The sequence below is a fragment of the Natrononativus amylolyticus genome, assembly GCF_024362525.1.
In the GTDB taxonomy this organism is placed as follows: domain Archaea; phylum Halobacteriota; class Halobacteria; order Halobacteriales; family Natrialbaceae; genus Natrononativus; species Natrononativus amylolyticus.
The window spans coordinates 668,355-686,640 of record NZ_CP101459.1 but is presented as its reverse complement, the minus strand read 5'-3'; the positions used below and the strand labels follow the sequence as shown (position 1 = coordinate 686,640).

The following is an 18,286-nucleotide window of genomic DNA, read 5'->3' as shown; positions in this document are numbered from 1 at the left end:
TACGCTGCTGGACGTGTCCTCATCAACGTGGCGACGGGACAGCCGCCCGTCGCGGCACTCATCGACTTCGTTCTCGTCGGCGGTCCTGGAATCGCACTCCTATACGGTGGCTACAGGTTACCTCGTACCGACCTGCACCCCGAGACGTACTGGCGGATCGCGGGTTGGTGTCTCGGCGGGCTCGTGGTGATGAGCATCGTCTACGGGCTCGTCGTCATCAATCCCGCCGTCGACAACCGGAACCCGCTCTGGACGGCCGCGCTCGTGACGGCCGTCGGTGGCGTCGCCGGCCTCGCGATCGGCCTGAACGAAGCGAGAGCCATCACCCGTGCACGAGAGACCGAAGACCACAAACAGCAGCTTCAGCGCCAGAACGATCGATTGGAGAGCTTTTCACGGATACTTGCGCACGAACTGCGCAATCCACTGGCGATTGCGCAGGCGTATGTCGGGCCTGCAGCGCGAGGGGACGAGCTTGCTGCCGACGAAGTCGAGCAGTCGCTTGATCGCATCGAGGAGATGATCGACGTCCTCCTCATCACTGCTCGAAGCACCGACGTGACCATCGATGGGAAACCGGTGGAGTTGGCGGACGTAGCCGAGGACGCCTGGCAGGACGTGAACCAGAACGGGGCGTCCCTCGCGATCGAGACGGATCGAGCGATCCAGGTCGATCCGGTACACCTCCACCACCTGCTCGAGAACCTATTTCGGAACGCCGTCGAGCACGGGGGCGCGGACGTGACCTCTTCTGAGGCGTCTGGGGAGGCAGCAGTGCGACGGTATCAGGCCTTAGCCGACACAGTTGGCGAGGGAATCTTCGAACTCGATGCCGATGGATCATGTGCGGCTCGCTGTTGCTTACAGTGAGATATGGTTGCTCTTCCGGTGAGTAGACGTCACGGGGGTTCTGTCCCCACGCGCCGTCACCCAGGTAGAGGATACCGTCATCAGACTCTGCTTCACCGTTCTCGAGGGGATGTGTTCGCTTGTAGGCGTGGTCATCGTGTTCGAACGCAGCATCAATGTCGTAGTCCTCGAACAACGGAACCCAGTGGTTGAGAATGTCTTCCCGCTCTTCGTCCCCAACTGGCTTGGCTGAACTAGTCGCCCTGCAGTGCGGGTCTACTCGCCTTCATAGGTGTCTGTATCTCCCTCTGGCCGGACATCAACCACTCCACACTCGGTCTGGCTGTGCACCTTGCAGACGTATTCGGTCATCCATGGGACTCCCTCGATAGCCACCGTTTCTGTCTCCCCTCTCTCGTCGGTTAGTGATGTTTGATAGTCCGAATCAACTGTCTGATCACCCGCTCGTATTTCGAGGGAGTGAGCCTCGCCATCACCGTTTCTCATCGTGATTTCATACTCGTGGCTTTCGTAAAGGACGAGCGTCGGATTCTGTACATCCTCGATGATCGCTGGTTCGACGCCTCTCCATCCATCGGTGTAGCATTCAAGAACGATCTGGGCAACACCTCCCCACACCTCATACACCGTTGCTGTTTCAGTGCATCCACTAAGAGTTGCGGCTACGACAGCACCACCCGACCATTTCAAAACGGAGCGCCGGGTGAAGGAAGGTTGGTCGCTCATACTTGTGCTAAAGTAGCGTTTTCTGCGCACAAAATACTAATAGTAATAATTTAGATACAGTGTAATTTTCCGACTGATTTCACAGAGGGTATGGGCTGAAGATCGCTAATGGTAATCAGCCTGCTTCGTTCACTTTTCGAGATCTTCAGGAACAATTTAAGTCCTTCTTCGCAACGTCATTGTGTTGATCCACGCCGCCGACGACTTGGAGACTCCGGCCAGGGAGTGACCGGTAGTTTGCGCAGTCGAGTGACGCGATTCACGCCCTTGAGCAAACAGAAGGTTTGCGATGCCCATCAGAACGCTTCGCGTTCTGAGGACGCCGTAAACGGCGGGACTCTCTCGCCGTTATAGGTAGCTCGTAGCGTTCGAGTTCCGCCCGCCACATCTCCTCGAGATACTCGCCGAGCGTCTCCTCGGGGTTCTCGAGGTCGGCTCGCCCGTCCGGAGTGAGCTCGTAGCGGATCGCTTCGCGAAGCTCTTTTTCAACGTCGCCGTACTCCCTTCGTCAGCCCCTCTCGCTCGCTCGCGCTCATACGTAACGTTCACGTCGACCCCCTTTGGTTGTACTGGTCGACAAACTAGTTCTACTCCCGGTCGGTGGCCAATTAAACGCGGTCTCAGCGATTCGGCTTCGAGTCGGAGAGCGAAAGACACTATCTTCAAGGGAGACTCGTCGGTACTAGACGGTATGACACGAACGTCCGATTCGGAACTGGGCGACGAACTCGTCGTCGACGAATCGATTCAGGAACTCGTCACCGAACACCTCGACGAGGTCGACTATAAGATCTACCGAATTCTCAACGACGACGGGCGAATCTCGGATACCGAACTGGGCGAGAAGGTGGGGTTGTCGCGAACAGCCGTTCGACGCCGCCGCCGGAAGCTTCAGGAGGACAACGTCATCAAAATCCTGGCCGTGCTCGTCTTACAGGAGGTGAACCTCAAGTACGCCGACGTGCAGGTGACGCTCAAGTCGGACGTGACGACCGAGGAGATCTACGAGTTCATCGAGTTCCTCCTCGAGCAGGAGCTCGTCTACGAGGTCGACGAGTACCTCGGTCGGTCAGACATGCTGGTCCGGGTGTGGCACGGCTCGCTGCGCGACATCAAACGCTACGTGAACGAGCTGATGCAGCGGACGGACATCGTCGACTCCTACGAGGTCATCCCCGTCATCAAGACGCACAAAGCCTGGCACAGCAGGGTCGACGGGTCGATGGACTGAGTCTCGCCGCACGAACAGCGTCTCTCGCGAAGCGCCGGCTCTCGACCGGAACACGGCGTATGGCGGTCTCCGCCGGTGACCGATCACCCGACGAGGGCGCCAACAGCGGCGGCGAATCCGGCTCGAGCCTACCGATCGCCGCGGCCGGTGGAATCGACGTCCGTAGCCGAGCCGGGAGCGTCCTCGTCCGCCAGTTCGTGAAGCAGACAGCGGCTCGTGTGATCTTCGCCGACGCGAACCAGTGAGGGGGCGACCGACGAGCAGTCGTCGAACACCCGGTGACAGCGCGGGTGGAACGAACACCCCGACGGCGGATCGGACGGGTCCGGCGTCTCCCCCTGAATCTCGATCTTCTCGGGTTTGTAGACGGCCTCCGACTCGTCGACGATCGGGATCGCGGAGAGGAGCTGTTCGGTGTAGGGGTTCCGGGGGCGCGCGAACAGCTCGTCGGCGTCCGCCTGCTCCATGAACCGCCCGAGATACATGACGCCGATCCGGTCGGCGATGTTCTTCGTCAGGCTCAGGTCGTGCGTGATCAGCAGGTACGCGAGGTCGAGTTCCGCCTGGAGCTCCTCGAGTAAGGCGACCACCTTCGCCTGCACGCTGACGTCGAGCGCGCTCGTCGGCTCGTCTAAGATCAGCAGCGACGGCTCGAGCGTGAGCGCGCGGGCGATCGCGACGCGCTGTTTCTGGCCGCCCGAGAGCTCGTTCGGGTAGCGGTAGGCGAACTCCTGCGGGAGGTCGACCCGGGCGAGCAGCTCGGCGACGCGGTCGCGCCGGTCGGCTTTCGTGCCGACGCCGTGGACGACCAGCGGCTCGGCGACGATGTCCTTGATCCGTTTCCGGGGGTTGAGTGAGGACGTCGGATCCTGGTAGACGACCTGGATCTCGCGGCGAATCGACTTTAGCTGGCGGTCGTCGAACGCGGCGATGTCCTGGCCCCGGAACTCGATCGTTCCCGACGTCGGCTCGAGCAGGCGCGCGACGGTCTTCCCGAGACTCGTCTTCCCGCAGCCCGACTCGCCGACGATCGCGTACGTCTCGCCCCGGCGAACGTCGAAGGAGACGCCGTCGACGGCTTTCACCTCGCCGACCTTCGTGCGGAACAGCCCGCCGGTGATCGGGTAGTACTTGGTCAGCTCCTGGACGCGCAGGACGACCTCGTCCGCGGCCTCGGGTCTCGGGGCGGCTGCGTTTGCGTCACTCATCGGTGTCCTCCGTTCCCTCTCGAGCCGTACCCGGTCGCGACGGGTTCGTCTCGACCGAGAGCGGGCGCCGGGTCGCAGACGCGTCGTCGCTCGGTTCGGGTTCGTCGCCGCGGATCTCGTAGTCGATCTCGTCGTCGGCTATCTCGAGCGCTTCCGTCCCGTCGAGCTCCCAATCGTAGAGGTGACAGGCGACCTCGTGGCCGGGCTCGATCTCGTAGCGCGGCGGTCGGTCGACGTCGCACTCGCCGGCCATCGCGGCCGGACAGCGCGGGTGGAACCGACACCCCTGCGGGGGGTCCGTGTAGTCCGGAATGAGCCCGTCGATCCCCTGCCGATCGAACGCGGTGAGCTTCGGGACGCTCCCGATGAGGCCGCGGCTGTAGGGGTGAAGCGGCTCCTGAAGGATCTCCGCTTTCGTGCCGACCTCCGCGATCTCCCCCGCGTACATCACGTAGATCCGGTCGGCGATCCGGCGGGCCACGCCGAGGTTGTGGGTGATGTACAGCATCGAGAGGTTCTCGCGCTCGACCTGCTCGGACAGGAGGTCGATGAGCTGATCCTGGACGGTGACGTCGAGCGCCGTCGTCGGCTCGTCGGCGATGAGGAACTCCGGTTCGCCCAGCAGCGCCAGTGCGATCAGCACCCGCTGGCGCATCCCGCCGGAGAGCTCGACCGGATACCGGTCGAGGATTCCCTCGGGATCCGGAATCCGGAGCCTATCGAGCAGTTCGATGCACCGCTCGTTCATCTCCTCTTCGTCGGCCCGCCGGCGACCGAGGGTGCTCCGGGCGATCTCGAGCCAGCCGACGTTCGTCTTCCCCCGGTAGGTGAGCACGTCGCGCATCATCTCGCCGATGGTAAACACCGGCGAGAGGCTCGTCATCGGGTCCTGGAAGATCATGCCCATCGACTCGGCTTTGACCCGCTGGTGGGCGGCGGGATCGTCGACCAGGTTCTCCCCCCGGTAGCGGAGTTCGCCCCCGACGATCTCGCCGGGCGGCTGGGGCAGGATCCCCATGATCGTCTCGGCGGTGACGCTCTTGCCGCAGCCGGACTCGCCGACGAGGGCGACCGTCTCGCCCTCCTCGACTGTGAGGTTCACGCCGTTGACCACGCGGGCGCGGCCGTCGTACGTGTTGAAGTGAACTTCGAGGTCGCGAACCTCGAGGACCGGGTCGGCCATCTCACTTCACCTCCACGTCGAAGACGTCCCGGAGGCCGTCGCCGAGTAAGTTGAAGCCGAGGACGGCGACGAAGATCGCGACGCCGGGGAACGTCGAGTACCACCACTGGGCCGGGAGGTACACCCGACCTTCGGCGATCATCGTCCCCCACTCGGGCGTCGGCGGCTGTGCGCCCAGCCCGAGGAAGCCGAGCCCCGCGCCGATGAGGATGGCGTACCCCATGTCGAGGCTGAACTTGACCGTGATCGGCGCGAGCACGTTCGGCAGGATCTCGCGGAACATGATCCTGATCCTGCCCGTGCCGATGCCGCGGCTGGCCTCGACGAACTGCTCCTGGCGGACGGAGACCACCTCGCCGTACACCAGCCGCGCGTACCACGGCCACCAGACGATCGCGATGGCGATCATGGCGTTTCGGAGGCTCGGCTGCAGGGGGACGGCCACGGCGAGCGCGAGCACGAGCGGCGGCACCGAGAGGAACACGTCCGTGATCCGCATCAGCACGGTGCCGACCGCGCCGCCGACGTAGCCCGCGACGAGGCCGACGGGGACGCCGATGCCGATCGCGAACGTGAGCACGAACAGGCCGAGCGCCAGCGAGTACCGGGTGCCGAAGATCACCCGCGAGAGGATGTCCCGACCGGCCTGATCGGTTCCGAACGGGTGGGTCAGACTCGGCTCCGCGAACCGGTTGCCGAAGTTGACCGCGGGTTCGCCCATGTAGCCGGCGTCCTGCGGGAAGCGGGCGATGTACGGCGCGAAGACCGCGACGAACACGAGCCCGAGGATGATCGTCAGGCCGACGATCGAGAGCGGGTTCTGCCGGAACCGGTAGGCGATCCGCTTTGCGCTCTCGATCCGCGGCTCCATCGCCTCCGAGCGGGCCCAGTTCTCGAGGGTGCTCACTCGTCCTCACCCCCGTAGCGGACCCGCGGATCGAAGTAGCCGTACAGCACGTCGACGACGATGTTCGCGACGATGAACACGACGCCCACGACCAGCGTGACGCCGATGATCGCGTTGATGTCGTTCTCGAGGATCGCGTTGACGCCGTAGCGAGCCATCCCCGGCCAGGCGAAGACGATCTCGATGAGGAACGCCGAGCCGATGAGGAAGCCGTAGTCCAGTGCGATGATCGTGAGCGTGGCGGCGAACGACGCCTTGAGCACGTACTTGTACGCGATGAGCTGGCCGGGGATGCCCGACGAGTGCAGCGAGTGGACGTACTCCTTGTTGAACTCCTCGATGAAACTCGAGCGGGTCATCCGCGCGATGTCGGCCATCGGCGCCAGCGCGAGGACGAACGCCGGGAGCACGAGGTGCGCCAGGGCGCTCCGGAGCGCGGCCGGATCGGTCGCGAGGATGCTGTCGATGATCATGAGCCCGGTGACTCTCGGCGGGGCGGTTCCGATCCGGCCGGTCGCGGGTAGGAGCCCGAGGTAGAACGCGAGGACGAGCTGGAGCAGGATGGCCGCCCAGAAGGCGGGCATCGAGACGCCGAAGAAGGCGAACAGCCGGCTCGCGTTGTCGCCGAACTTGTCCTTGTGTTTGCCGGCGATCACGCCGAGGGGCACGCCGAAGAGGACGGCGATGAGCATCCCGACCGTGATGAGCTCGAACGTCGCCGGAAAGAAGTAGAGCAGGTCCGCCGCGACGTTCCGATTCGTCGTCAGCGAGATGCCCATATCGCCCTGAACCAGCCCGGCCATGTAGTTGAGATACTGGACGACGATCGGCTCGTCGAGTCCCATGTGGTCGCGGAGCGACTGGACGGCCTCGTCGCTCGCTCGCGGTCCGAGTGCGAGCCGCGCGGGGTCGCCCGGCAGGACGCGAGCGAGCGTGAAGATCAGGATCGAGAGGCCGATGAAGACGGGAATTCCCGACAGAACGCGTCTGAGTACGTAGCCTTTGAAACCCATTGATTAGTGTCTGGTCGTGTGCGTGGTCTCGGTCGGCTCAGCCCTGGTGGTACAGCCGCCAGAAGGCCTTCGAGTAGCCGACGAGTCCGTTGTCGACGTAGCCACCGACGCGTTCGTTGACGCCGTACAGCTCCGCCTCGTTGACCACGAACAGCGCCGGGGCGTCGTCGGTGATCAGCTCCTGTGCCTCCTCGTAGAGCTCGATGCGCTGGTCCTCGTCGAGCTCCGTGCGCGCCTCGTCCAGGAGGTCGTCGACCTCGGGGTTCTCGTACCAGGACGCGCTCTCCCAGCTGCCGTGCGAGTCGGTGTGCCAGGCCGGGAAGAGGAACGTGTCCGGATCGACGTACGAGAACGAGAGGTAGATCGCGTGCATGTCCGACGTCGACTCGGGGTCGGTCACCATGTCGGTGATGCGCGTCCAGGGCGCGGCCTCGAGCTCGAGGTCGATGCCGAGTTCGGCGAGGTTCGTCTGCATCAGGAGGCCGACGTTCTCGGTCACGGTGAGGCCGGTGACGTAGGTGTACGTCAGCTCGATCTCCTCGGGGTCGTAGCCCGATTCGTCGAGGTACTCCTGCGCCCGATCCAGGTCCTGGTCGTACAGCGTGACGTCGGAGTTGTGCCCCCACATCGCGTCCGGAAGCGGCCCCTGGAGCCGTTCGGCGTTGCCCAGGAGGATCTCGTCGACGATCGTCTCGTAGTCGACGGCGTAGGAGATGGCCTTGCGGACGTTCTCGTCGTCGAGCGGCTCGCGGCCGTTGTGCATGAAGACGTACAGCGGCGAGAACGTGACCTCGTCGCTGACACTGACGTCGTCGAGTCCGTCGAGTTCCTCGTAGGATTCGACCGAGAGCCACTCGTCGGTGATATCGGCGTCTCCGCTTCGCATCATCCCGGTCACCGTCCCCTCCTCCGGGACGATCTCCATGACGACTTCGTCGAACGGGTCGCCGTCGCCGGGCCACTCGCCCCACCAGTCGTCGTTTCGCTCGAGGACGATCCGCTCCTCGCGAACGTGTTCGACGAGTTCGTAGGGGCCGCTTCCCGCGTCGTTGTCCTGGAGCCAGTCGTCGTCGTTCTCCTCGACTTCGGCCTCGTTGACGATCGGGTGGTACGGGAGAGTGAACAGGAACGGCGCGAACGTGCGGTCGGTCTCGATCTCGACGGTCGTCTCGTCCGGCGCGCTCACCCCGTCCGGGGAGACGGTCCCGTCCCACATCCACGAGAGTCCGGCCTGCATGTCGTGCATCCGCTGGAACGAGTAGACGACGTCGTCCGCGGTGACGGGGTCGCCGTTGTGGAACGTGGCGTCGTCGCGCAGCGTGAACTGGTACGTCTGATCGTCGTCGCCGACCTCCCACTCCGTCGCGAGCGACTCGACGATCTCCGGTGGCGTGTCGTCCGTGTAGCTCAGCAACGAGTCGTACACGTTGACCGCGTAGATGTTCTCGAAGTTGTCCGAGACACCCATCGGGTCGATGGTGCTCGGCGAGATCGTCGTCGCGTAGACGAGCGTCGAATCGTCGTCGCCGCCGCCGTCACCGCCGCCACCGGCGTCGTCGTCGTCGGCATCCGGATCGACGTCTTCGTCCGGTTCTTCCCCTGCACAGCCGGCGAGCGTCGCCGAGAGTCCAGCCGCCCCCGCGTACTGCAGGATCTGCCGCCTCGACAGGAGTCCCGATCCCCCTCGTTGGTTGTCACCGCGAGTCATGGTATGGTATACCGAATCGGAGCGATTTATAATTTTCGGCGTATTGTCGAACACTACATGCAAATTAGACATATAAGGTCCGGATTTGATTACGATCCGTGTCCTTCATCTGCCCAGATCGTAATCATCTCTCCCAGACGCCGCGGGTGCGGAACGCGTCCGACAGCCCCCACTCCTCGATCTCGGCGACGCGTGGCGATTCGTAGCCGCCGACCTTGCTGTGCGTCCAGCCGAGGCTCGCCAGCTCCGCCTGGAGCTCGGCGAATTTAAAGGGCGCGACGACGGCGTCGAGTACCGGCACCCCCAGCTCCGCCTGCAGCGTCTCGTGGAAGCCGTACTCCGCCGTACAGCCGAGGATGACGACCTCCGCGTGATCCTCCTCGATCGCCGCTCGCGCGGCCTCCGTCAGCCGGTCTCGCGTCCGGTCGGGCTCCGTCTGGAAGTCGAGCACGCCCAGCTCGACCGGGCGGAACGACGCGAGCCGGTCGCCCAGCCCGTACCGCTCGATCGTCGAGCGCATCTGTGGAATCCACTTTCGCCGGCCGACGATCACGGAGAACGTGTCTCCCATCGTCGACGCCAGGTGCGTCGTCGCCTGCGCCGGCCCCATCACCGGCATCGACTCCGACACCTCGCGGGCCTCCTCGAGCCCCAGGTCGTAGAAGCAGCCGATCACCGTCGCGTCGACGCCGTCGTTCTCGGCTTCTTTCACCAGGTGAAGGACGTCCGGCAGGACGAGCGACTCGTAGTAGTGGTACTCGACGTGGTGGGGGCCGCGCTCGAGCGAGACGGTCTCCACCTCGGTGTTCGGTCGTTTCACGTCGGTCAGGAGCGCTTCGATATCGCCGCTGAAGTCGTCATGGCCGACCGGATCGATCCATCGGATTCGGGTTGTGTTTGTCATCGTTGTCGTTGTGGTCGTGGCGTGTCGGTTCGTTCGAGTGTCGGTGCTGAGGTTACGATTCGTTCGATCGGTCGCGTCGGAGCGTGACCGTCTCGTCGTGGTCGACCGTTCCATCGTCTGCGAGGACGACGCCGTACGTCTCGCGGGCGATCTCGCGGGTCACGTAGTCGTCGAGGAAGTCCTGGCGGACGCGCTCGGGGTCGCGCTCGAGCGGGGCCCCCCACCCGCCGCCGGCGCTCGTGACGAACCGGACGACGTCGCCGTCGGAGAGCGGTTCGTTCGTCAGTTTGCTCGTCCGCTCGACGGAGCCGTCCGTGCGGCGCAGTTCGATGTAGTTCCCGTCGCCGGGCTGGCCGCCCTCGGTTCCCCACGGGGGGTACTCGGAGCGGCCGAACGAGGCGGTGACGAACGCGCCGCTCTCGTTGTACACGCGGTAGTCCTGGATGAGCCCCGTCCCGCCGCGGAACCGGCCGTGACCCGCCCGCTGGGGCGTGTCGAGCGCGAACCGGTCGAACAGCAGGGGGAACCGCGTCTCCATCACCTCGACGGGCATCTCGAGGGTGTCGCCGTCGCCGCTGCAGACGAGCACGTCTGCTCCGTCGCGGTCGTGGCAGGCGCCCCAGCCGCCGGGCTGGGGCTCGATCACCAGGAACTCCTCGTCGGTTCGGTCGTCGGTGCCGCCGACGATCGTCGCGCAGACGCTGGTGAAGTGGCCGGCCGAGAGCTTCTCGGGGAGGTGCGGCGCGAGCGCCTTCCACGGCAGGTCCGCGGCCATCGCCGACGACTCCCAGTCCGTGCCGATCGGGGCCGGCTTCGTCGCGTTCAGTACGGTCCCCTCGGGGATCACGATCTCGAGCGGCTCGAAGAACCCCTCGTTCGTGGGGGCGTCGGGGAGGGTGATCGCCTGGAAGAACGCGCGCGCGTCGCTGACGCTCGCGGCGTACGGCGAGTTGATCGGCCCCGTCGTTTCGGGGTCAGTACCCGTAAAGTCGAGCGTGACGGCCTCGTCGGTGATCGTCACCTCGACCTCGACGTGGACCGGCTCGTCGGTGACGCCGTCGTCGTCGAGATAGTCCGAGGCGTGGTAGGTGCCGTTCGGGAGCTTCTCGACCTCCTCGCGGACGAGCTCCCGCCCGTACGCGAGCCACTCGTCGACCGTCCGCTCGAGCGTCTCGGTGCCGTACTCGCGGGCGATCTCCTGGACGCGCTCGACGGCGACCTCCATCGACGCCTCCTGGGCCTGCATGTCGCCGAGAGTCATCTCGGGCATCCGGGTGTTGGCCGCGACGATGTCGCGGACGCTCTCGTTGAGCACCCCCTCCTCGTACAGCTTGACCATCGGGTACTGGATCCCCTCCTGGAAGACGCTCGTCGCGTCGGTGGTCCACGAGCCCGGGTCCTTCCCGCCGACGTCGGTCCAGTGCGCCTTGGACGCGGCGAACATGACGAGTTCGTCCGTCGGTGCTGGCGCGCTCGAGTCGGACGCACCCTCGCGCTCGACGAACACGGGTGCGACCATCGCGACGTCGTTCAGGTGCGTCCCGCCGTGGTAATCGTTCAGGAGCACGACGTCTCCCGGGTAGAAGCCATCGAGGCCGAACTTCTCGACGACGTCCTCGACGCAGAACTTGAGCGTCCCGAGGAAGCCCGGCACGCCGTTCGCCTGCGCGACGACGTTGCCGTCGGGGTCGATCAGCCCGCAGGCGTAATCGAGCGTCTCGTAGATGACGCTCGACTTCGCGGTTCGGCCGAGATTGATGAACGCCTCTTCTGCCGCGCTCTGGAGCGCGTTCGTGACGACCTCCCGGGTGAACGGATCGAGCTCCGCCACCTGGTCCGCGTCGGTACTCGGCGCGCTCATCGCTCGCTCACCCCCTCGCTCGCCGCGATCCGAACGTTGCCGTACTCGTCGACGCGACACGACTGGCCCGGATTGACGAGCGTCGTACACGCCGGCTCCTCGAGGATCGCCGGTCCCGAGACGGGCCGTCCCGTCGGGAGCGCGCTCCGCTCGAACACCGGCGTTTCGATCGTCCCCTCCGTCCGGAAGTCGACCGCGCGCGTCCCCTTTCGGGCGTCCGAGAGGGGACCGTCGCGCTCGACCCGCTCGATCGTCGGCTTGGGGACGTCGGCCGTCGCGGTGAGCCGGAGGTTCACGAGTTCGACGGGGTCGTCGAGGCGGAAGTTGTACGCCGACTCGTGGAGGCGGTGGAACGAGCGGATCGTCCGCTCGATCGTCTCGGGGGTCGCGGCGTCCCCGGCGAGCGGCGTCTGGACCGTGTGCTCCTGGCCCGCGTAGCGGAGGTCGACGCTGCGCTCGAGCGAGATCGCCGCGGCGTCGATCCCCTCGGCGTCGAACTCGTGCTCGGCCCGTTCGGCCAGCGCGGCGAACTGGTCGTCGACCTCGCTCGCGGCGTCGCCGTCGAACGGTCGGACTCGCGTCCGGACGAAGTCCTTGCGGAGGTCGGTCAGCAGCATGCCCCAGGCGGAGAACTGGCCGGGCGCCTGCGGCACGATCACCTCGCGGACGCCGAGTTCGAGCCCGAGCGTCGCCGCGTGGAGCCCGCCCGCCCCGCCGCTCGCGACCATCACGAACCGCCGCGGGTCGTAGCCGCGCTGGAGGCTCACCTGCTTCAGCGCCGTCGCCATGTTCGAGTTGACGACCCGGAGGATGCCGTGTGCGGCCTCCCGGACGCCGGTTCCGTACGCGTCGGCGATCGGCTCGAGCGCGGCGCGGGCGCGCTCCTCGTCGAGGTCCATCTCGCCGCCGAGGAAGTATTCGGGGTTGAGCCGACCGGTGACGAGGTTCGCGTCCGTCACGGTGGGGTCGGTTCCGCCCAGTCCGTAGCAGGCGGGGCCCGGATCGGCGCCCGCGCTCTGCGGACCGACGTTGATCGAGCCGCCCGTGTCGATCCAGGCGATCGAGCCGCCGCCGGCACCGATCTCGACGATGTCGACGACCGGGACCTGGAGCGGGTAGCCCTCGTGGTTCGACGTGCGCTCGAGCCAGTACTCCGTCCGGATGTCGACGTCGCCGTCCGCGACGAGCGAGGTCTTCGCCGTCGTGCCGCCCATGTCGAAGCTGACGACGTTCGGCTCGTCGATCCGCTCGCCGACGCGAGCCGCGCCGAAGACGCCGCCGACGGGGCCGCTCTCGACCATCTCGACGGGACTCCGCCGCGCCTGCTCGAAGCTGCTCGTCCCCGCGTTGCTCTTCATCACGTACCGGTTGCCCGCGACGCCCTCCTCGTCGAGGTGGGACTCGAGCGTGCTCAGGTATGTGTCGGCGATCGGTCGGACGTAGGAGTTCAGGACGGCCGTGTTGGTCCGCTCGTACTCGCGGTACTCCCCGGAGAGTTCGTGCGAGAGGGTGACGTACGCCTCCGGGTACGCCTCCGCCAGGAGCTCCTTCGTTCGTCGCTCGTGCTCGGGGTTCGCGTACGCGTTGACGTAGGCCACGGCGATCGTATCGATTCCGCGCTCGCGGATCGCAGCCGCCGCCTCGCGAACGTCGTCCTCCGCGAGCGGCGTCAACACCTCGCCGGCCTGGTCGATCCGTTCTGTCACTTCGAACCGGTCCCGCCGCGGGACGAACGGGTCGGGCTTCTCGTACCGGAAGTCGAACATGGCCGGGCGGTTGGCCCGCGTGATGTCGAGGACGTCCCGGAAGCCGCTCGTCGTGAGCAGCGCGCAGTCTTCGCCGTTTCGTTCGGTGATCGCGTTGATGACGACCGTCGTTCCGTGGACGAACTGGTCGATCGCCGGGAGCGACAGGTCGCTCTTCTCGAGGGTGTCGACGACACCGTCCGCGAAGTTCGACGGCGTCGTCGACGCCTTCTCGAGCGACAGGCGGCCGTCGCGAACCGCGACGAGGTCGGTGAACGTGCCGCCGATGTCCACCGCGACACGTGTGGTGTTCTCTATCATAGTTGATCTACAATACGACACAGACTATTAACTTTGTGTGCACTATCTGGCTAGTCAGAGTACAATTCGTTCTCAGAACTGTGGAAAACAACAATGTATCGCCGAGTGTCGAGCTCGGACTACCGGCTCCCGCCTGGCGTGGCTTACAGCTCGCCGAGGATCGTGTAGACGAGTCGGACGGGCTCGTCGCCGACGTTCTCGCTGTAGTGCGGCGCGCCGGCGGGGATCACGGTCAGCGACTCGGCGCCGACAGTGTGTTGCTCGCCGTCGACGACGACCTCGAGTTCGCCCGAGAGCAGGACCGACAGCTCGTCGCCGTCGTGGCTCGTCGTCCCCGTTTCGGGGACGCGCTCGCCCGGTTCGATGACGTAGCTTCCCGTCTGGACCGTCGGTTCGTCGCACCCGTAGAGCGCCAGCGGCTCGCCGGTGCTCTCGTCCCACTTCATCGCCAGTTCGTGAACGGTAAGCCCACTCATGGCTCACCTATGCGGAGACGGCGACGTAAACTCTTCGGCAGAATAATTGAACGATACGTGATCAATAAAACCATTACAACTTCAAATCGTTAGTTTCGTTTTTCGATACGTATTCGAGAGAGCCATTCTGTGCATAAATTATATACCGACACTCGACTATGGATCCGTACTGAGGTGAGATAACACGTGACAGAACGACTTGCCGTCGACATCGGGGGGACGTTCGTCGACGCGATCAGCTTCGACGAGACGACGCGCGACGTGGCGGTAGAGAAGGCTGCGACGACGCCCGACGAACCGGAAGCCGGGGTCGTGACGTCCATCGAGAAGGTGGGCGCCGACCTCGCGAACACCGACGCGTTCGTCCACGGGACGACGCTCGGACTGAACGCCGTCCTCGAGCGGGAGGGGGCGACGACGGGTATCATCACGAACGAGGGGTTCAGGGACGTCTACGAGATCGGCCGCACGAACGTCGAGCCGCGAGCGATGTACGACATCCGGTACCAGAAGCCGGAGTCGCTGGTCGCCCGCCGCCGGCGCATCGGCGTCGCCGGACGACTGAACGCCCAGGGCGAGGAGGTCGAACCGCTCGACGTCGACGCCGTCCGCGACGCCGCGGACAGCCTCGTCGACGACCACGGCGTCGATGCGATCGCGATCTGCTTCCTGCACTCCTACCGGAATCCAGACCACGAGCGCGAGGCGGCCGAAGCGATCCGCGAGGCTCACCCCGACGTGAACGTCTCGATCTCGAGCGACATCACGCGGGAGTACCGCGAGTACGAGCGCACGAGCACGGCGGTGATGGACGCCTACATCAAGCCGATCTTCGGCTCCTACGTCGCCGACCTCGACGCGGCGCTCTCGAGCGCCGGCTTCGACGGCCCGTTCTTCATCACGCGCTCGGGCGGCGGCACCCTCGCCGCCGAGAGCGCGACCGACGCGCCGGTCCACACCATCCTCTCCGGCCCCGCCGGCGGGCTGATCGGCGCGGCCCACGTCGGCCGCGAGACCGGCCGCGAGGACCTCATCACCGTCGACATGGGCGGAACCAGTCTCGACGCCTGCGTCATCGAGAACGGCACCCCCGCGGTGAAGTACGACGCCCGGCTCGAGCACCAGCCGCTGATGATCCCCGTCTACGACATCCGGACGATCGGGGCCGGCGGCGGCTCGATCGCCTGGCTCGACGGCGACCTCCTGAAAGTCGGCCCGCAGAGCGCGGGGGCCGATCCGGGGCCGGTCAGCTACGGGCAGGGCGGCACCGAGCCGACCGTCACCGACGCCGCGGTCGCGCTGGGCTACATCGACCCCGACGACTTCCTCGGCGGCGAGATGGAGCTCGACGCCGACGGCGCCCGCGACGCGCTTCGCGAGACGCTCGCCGACCCGCTCGAGTCGAGCGTCACCGACGTCTCCCGCGGCGTCTTCGACGTCACGCTCGCGAACACCGTCGGCGCGATCCGGGAGATCACGATCGAGAACGGCCTCGATCCGCGCGACTTCTCGATGATGGCCTTCGGCGGCGCGGGCGGCATGTTCGTGCCGCTGCTCGGCCGCGAGATGGGCGTCGACGAGGTCGTCGTGCCGAACGCGCCCTCGGTGTTCTCCGCGTGGGGGATGCTGATGGCCGACGTCGTCTACGACTTCGCGCGGACGAACATCGCCGCGCTGACCGACCTCGAGCTGGCCGACCTCGAAACCGTCTTCGACGAGCTCGACGAGGCAGCCGTCGAGACGCTCTCCGGGGAGGGCTTCGACGACGACGAGATCCACCTCGATCACTCACTCGAGATGCGCTATCTCGGTCAGGAGCACACCGTCGACGTGGACGCGAACGGCCTCGCGTCGATCGACGAGGTCAAAGAGCGCTTCGACCACCGACACGAGGACCGCTACGGCCACACGATGGACGATCCGGCGGAGGTCGTCCACCAGCGCGTCCGCGCCTCCGGCCGCACCGAGAAGCCGACGCTCGAACGGCGGGAGTCGGTCGACAACCAGGCGCTCGAGCCGGCGGGTTCGCGGGAGGCGTACTGCTTCCACGCCGGCGAGCTCGTCTCGTTCGACGTCTACGACCGCGCGGAGCTCCCGCCGGGAGCAACCGTTGCGGGACCCGCGATCGTCCGGGAACCGACGACGACGATCGTCTACCACGGCGACCAGACGGCGACGGTGGACGAGTACGGCCAGCTCGTCGTCGCGGTCGACGGAGGTGACCGCGAATGAGCGAGTCGACGCTCGAGCCCGACGCGGCGACCGTCGAGGTGGTGAGAAACTACCTCACCTCGGCCGCCACGGAGATGCAGCGGACGCTGATCCGAACGGCGTACAACACGATCATCTACGAGATCCTCGACTTCGGCATCTCGCTGTACGACCGCGACCGCAATCTCATCGCCGACTCGCCCGGCCTCGCGCTGTTCCTCGGGGCGAACGACTACGCCCTCGACAAGCTCGTCGAGCACCTCGGCGAGGAGAACATGGAGCCGGGGGACGTCATCATCATGAACTACCCGTACTGGAGCTCGACGCACACCCTCGACGTGGGCGTGTTCGCGCCGATCTTCCGCGAGGGCGAGGACGCCGACGCGGAGGAGAACGAGCTCATCGGCTACGCCGCCACGCGCGCTCACTGGCTCGACCTCGGTGCGAAGGACGCCGGCTACGTGCTCGACTCGACCGATGTCCACCAGGAGGGCGTCATCTTCCCCGGCACCAAGGTGTACAAGCGCGGCGAGCCCGACGAGGAGATCCTCGACCTGATCCGCTTCAACTCCCGCATCCCGGAGAAGGTTCTCGGCGACCTGAACGCGCAGATCGCCGCCATCCGAACGGGCAAGCGCCGGCTGCGCGAGCTTCACGGGAAGTACGGCTCCGAGACGGTCGACCGCTGCATCGAGCGGATCCACGATCACGGCGAGCGCACCGCCCGCGAGGCCGTCCGGGAGCTCCCCGACGGCACGTGGTCGGCGGTCGACTACGCCGACGGGACGACCGGCGAACTCATTCGGATCGAGGTCGAGGTGACGATCGATGGCGAGGAGGTCCGCTTCGACTTCTCGAACTCCGACGACGAAGTCGAGGGGCCGCTGAACCTCCCGCGCGGGATGACCGAGACCGTCAGCAAGCTCTGCTTCAAGTCGATCACCACGCCGGAGGAGGTGTCGAACGCCGGCCAGTACGCGCCGATGTCGATCCACGCGCCCGAGGGGAACCTCTTCCACGCGACGTACCCCGCGCCGACGTTCACCATCTGGACGGCGATCGTAAGCATCGACGTCGTGTACAAGGCGCTCGCGAAGGCGATGCCCGACCGCATCCCCGCGAGCTCCGGCGGCGACCTCAACGACATCATGCTGTACGGCGTCGACCCCGACACCGGCCGCCAGTTCGTCGAGGCGAACAACGACGCCGTCGGCTGGGGGGCGACCGACACCCACGACGGCGCGAACGCCGTCATGCACATCAGCGAGACGATGGTCCAGAACATCCCAGTCGAGGTGTTCGAGAACAAGGCGCCGATCGAGTTCGACGAGCTCTCGCTCCGGCGTGACTCGGGCGGCGCCGGCGAGCACCGCGGCGGTCTCGGCCTCCGGCGGGACTTCCGGATCGCCCACCCCGTCGGCGCGCTCTCGATCATCCAGAAGACGCGGAAGCCGGGCTGGGGAATCGACGGTGGGAAGCCGGGCGCGAAGAACGGCGTCGTCCTGGACCTCGTCGACGACGCGGACGCCGACGACGACCGGGTCCAGGTGCTCGTCGACAACACCGACATCTACGACGACGATCAGCTGTGGGTCGGCATGTTCCGCGGCGAGTTCGTCCCTGGCGACGTCATCTCCAACCGGACCGGTGGCGGCGGTGGCTACGGCAATCCGCTCGAGCGCGATCCGGAGGCAGTTCGCGAGGACGTGATTGACGGCTACGTCTCGCGGGAGACCGCCCGCGAGGTCTACGGCGTCGCGATCACCGAGGACGGCGATCTCGACCGCGAGGAGACCGAGTCGCTGCGCGCCGACTGAGCCCCGGTTCCGGCACCCAGGACCGAACTCGTTCTTTGGCCGTCGCCGTTCGCGGAGCGTGGTAGACACACCCGTTCCCTCGAGCGGAACGCGGAGTTATCGAGC

14 protein-coding genes are annotated in these 18,286 nt (G+C 66.0%); 4 read left to right on the top strand and 10 right to left on the bottom strand.

What is annotated here, in order from left to right; all coding sequences use genetic code 11:
• The first annotated feature begins 27 nt into the window (after positions 1–27).
• Positions 28–870 carry a hypothetical protein gene (locus NMQ11_RS18575; RefSeq protein WP_255171179.1) on the top strand — a complete coding sequence of 281 codons (843 nt, stop codon included), beginning with the start codon at positions 28–30 and terminating at the stop codon, positions 868–870.
• Positions 871–1,125: 255 nt separating this feature from the next.
• Here NMQ11_RS18575 and NMQ11_RS18570 read toward each other — a convergent pair whose 3' ends face one another.
• The gene (locus tag NMQ11_RS18570) at positions 1,126–1,596 is read right to left on the bottom strand and encodes a twin-arginine translocation signal domain-containing protein (RefSeq protein ID WP_255171178.1); all 471 of its coding nucleotides are present in this window, start codon (positions 1,594–1,596) and stop codon (positions 1,126–1,128) included.
• A 691-nt stretch (positions 1,597–2,287) separates the two neighbouring features.
• Between NMQ11_RS18570 and NMQ11_RS18565 the strand changes: the two genes are divergently transcribed.
• A complete protein-coding gene (locus NMQ11_RS18565; RefSeq protein WP_255171177.1) occupies positions 2,288–2,827 on the top strand; it encodes an Lrp/AsnC family transcriptional regulator in 540 nt (179 codons plus the stop codon).
• A gap of 128 nt (positions 2,828–2,955) precedes the next feature.
• Here the strand turns inward: NMQ11_RS18565 and NMQ11_RS18560 are convergent, their stop codons facing one another.
• The 9 genes from NMQ11_RS18560 to NMQ11_RS18520 all read right to left on the bottom strand — a co-directional run bounded on the left by NMQ11_RS18560 (position 2,956) and on the right by NMQ11_RS18520 (position 14,153).
• The gene (locus NMQ11_RS18560) at positions 2,956–4,035 is read right to left on the bottom strand and encodes an ABC transporter ATP-binding protein (RefSeq protein WP_255171176.1); all 1,080 of its coding nucleotides are present in this window, start codon (positions 4,033–4,035) and stop codon (positions 2,956–2,958) included.
• The gene (locus NMQ11_RS18555) at positions 4,028–5,218 is read right to left on the bottom strand and encodes an ABC transporter ATP-binding protein (protein WP_255171175.1); all 1,191 of its coding nucleotides are present in this window, start codon (positions 5,216–5,218) and stop codon (positions 4,028–4,030) included. The genes NMQ11_RS18560 and NMQ11_RS18555 overlap by 8 nt, the downstream gene beginning before the upstream one ends.
• Position 5,219: 1 nt before the next feature.
• Positions 5,220–6,089 (bottom strand): ABC transporter permease, encoded by an 870-nt coding sequence (locus NMQ11_RS18550; RefSeq protein ID WP_255171588.1) that lies wholly within the window; start codon positions 6,087–6,089, stop codon positions 5,220–5,222.
• A gap of 32 nt (positions 6,090–6,121) precedes the next feature.
• Positions 6,122–7,138, bottom strand: coding sequence for an ABC transporter permease (locus NMQ11_RS18545; protein WP_255171174.1), 1,017 nt, complete (start codon positions 7,136–7,138; stop codon positions 6,122–6,124).
• A gap of 37 nt (positions 7,139–7,175) precedes the next feature.
• Positions 7,176–8,846 carry an ABC transporter substrate-binding protein gene (locus tag NMQ11_RS18540; protein WP_255171173.1) on the bottom strand — a complete coding sequence of 557 codons (1,671 nt, stop codon included), beginning with the start codon at positions 8,844–8,846 and terminating at the stop codon, positions 7,176–7,178.
• Between the two features lie 124 nt (positions 8,847–8,970).
• Positions 8,971–9,750: an aspartate/glutamate racemase family protein gene (locus tag NMQ11_RS18535; protein WP_255171172.1), complete on the bottom strand. Its 780-nt coding sequence runs from the start codon at positions 9,748–9,750 to the stop codon at positions 8,971–8,973.
• A gap of 52 nt (positions 9,751–9,802) precedes the next feature.
• Positions 9,803–11,611 carry a hydantoinase B/oxoprolinase family protein gene (locus NMQ11_RS18530; protein ID WP_255171171.1) on the bottom strand — a complete coding sequence of 603 codons (1,809 nt, stop codon included), beginning with the start codon at positions 11,609–11,611 and terminating at the stop codon, positions 9,803–9,805.
• The gene (locus NMQ11_RS18525; RefSeq protein ID WP_255171170.1) at positions 11,608–13,677 is read right to left on the bottom strand and encodes a hydantoinase/oxoprolinase family protein; all 2,070 of its coding nucleotides are present in this window, start codon (positions 13,675–13,677) and stop codon (positions 11,608–11,610) included. The genes NMQ11_RS18530 and NMQ11_RS18525 overlap by 4 nt, the downstream gene beginning before the upstream one ends.
• A 143-nt stretch (positions 13,678–13,820) precedes the next feature.
• On the bottom strand, positions 13,821–14,153 hold the full coding sequence (locus tag NMQ11_RS18520; protein WP_255171169.1) for a cupin domain-containing protein: 333 nt from the start codon (positions 14,151–14,153) through the stop codon (positions 13,821–13,823).
• A 186-nt stretch (positions 14,154–14,339) separates the two neighbouring features.
• Between NMQ11_RS18520 and NMQ11_RS18515 the strand changes: the two genes are divergently transcribed.
• Both NMQ11_RS18515 and NMQ11_RS18510 read left to right on the top strand, forming a co-directional pair.
• Positions 14,340–16,385: a hydantoinase/oxoprolinase family protein gene (locus NMQ11_RS18515; protein WP_255171168.1), complete on the top strand. Its 2,046-nt coding sequence runs from the start codon at positions 14,340–14,342 to the stop codon at positions 16,383–16,385.
• Entirely contained in the window at positions 16,382–18,181 is a 1,800-nt protein-coding gene (locus NMQ11_RS18510) for a hydantoinase B/oxoprolinase family protein (RefSeq protein WP_255171167.1), read from the top strand. The genes NMQ11_RS18515 and NMQ11_RS18510 overlap by 4 nt, the downstream gene beginning before the upstream one ends.
• The last annotated feature ends 105 nt before the right edge of the window (positions 18,182–18,286 follow it).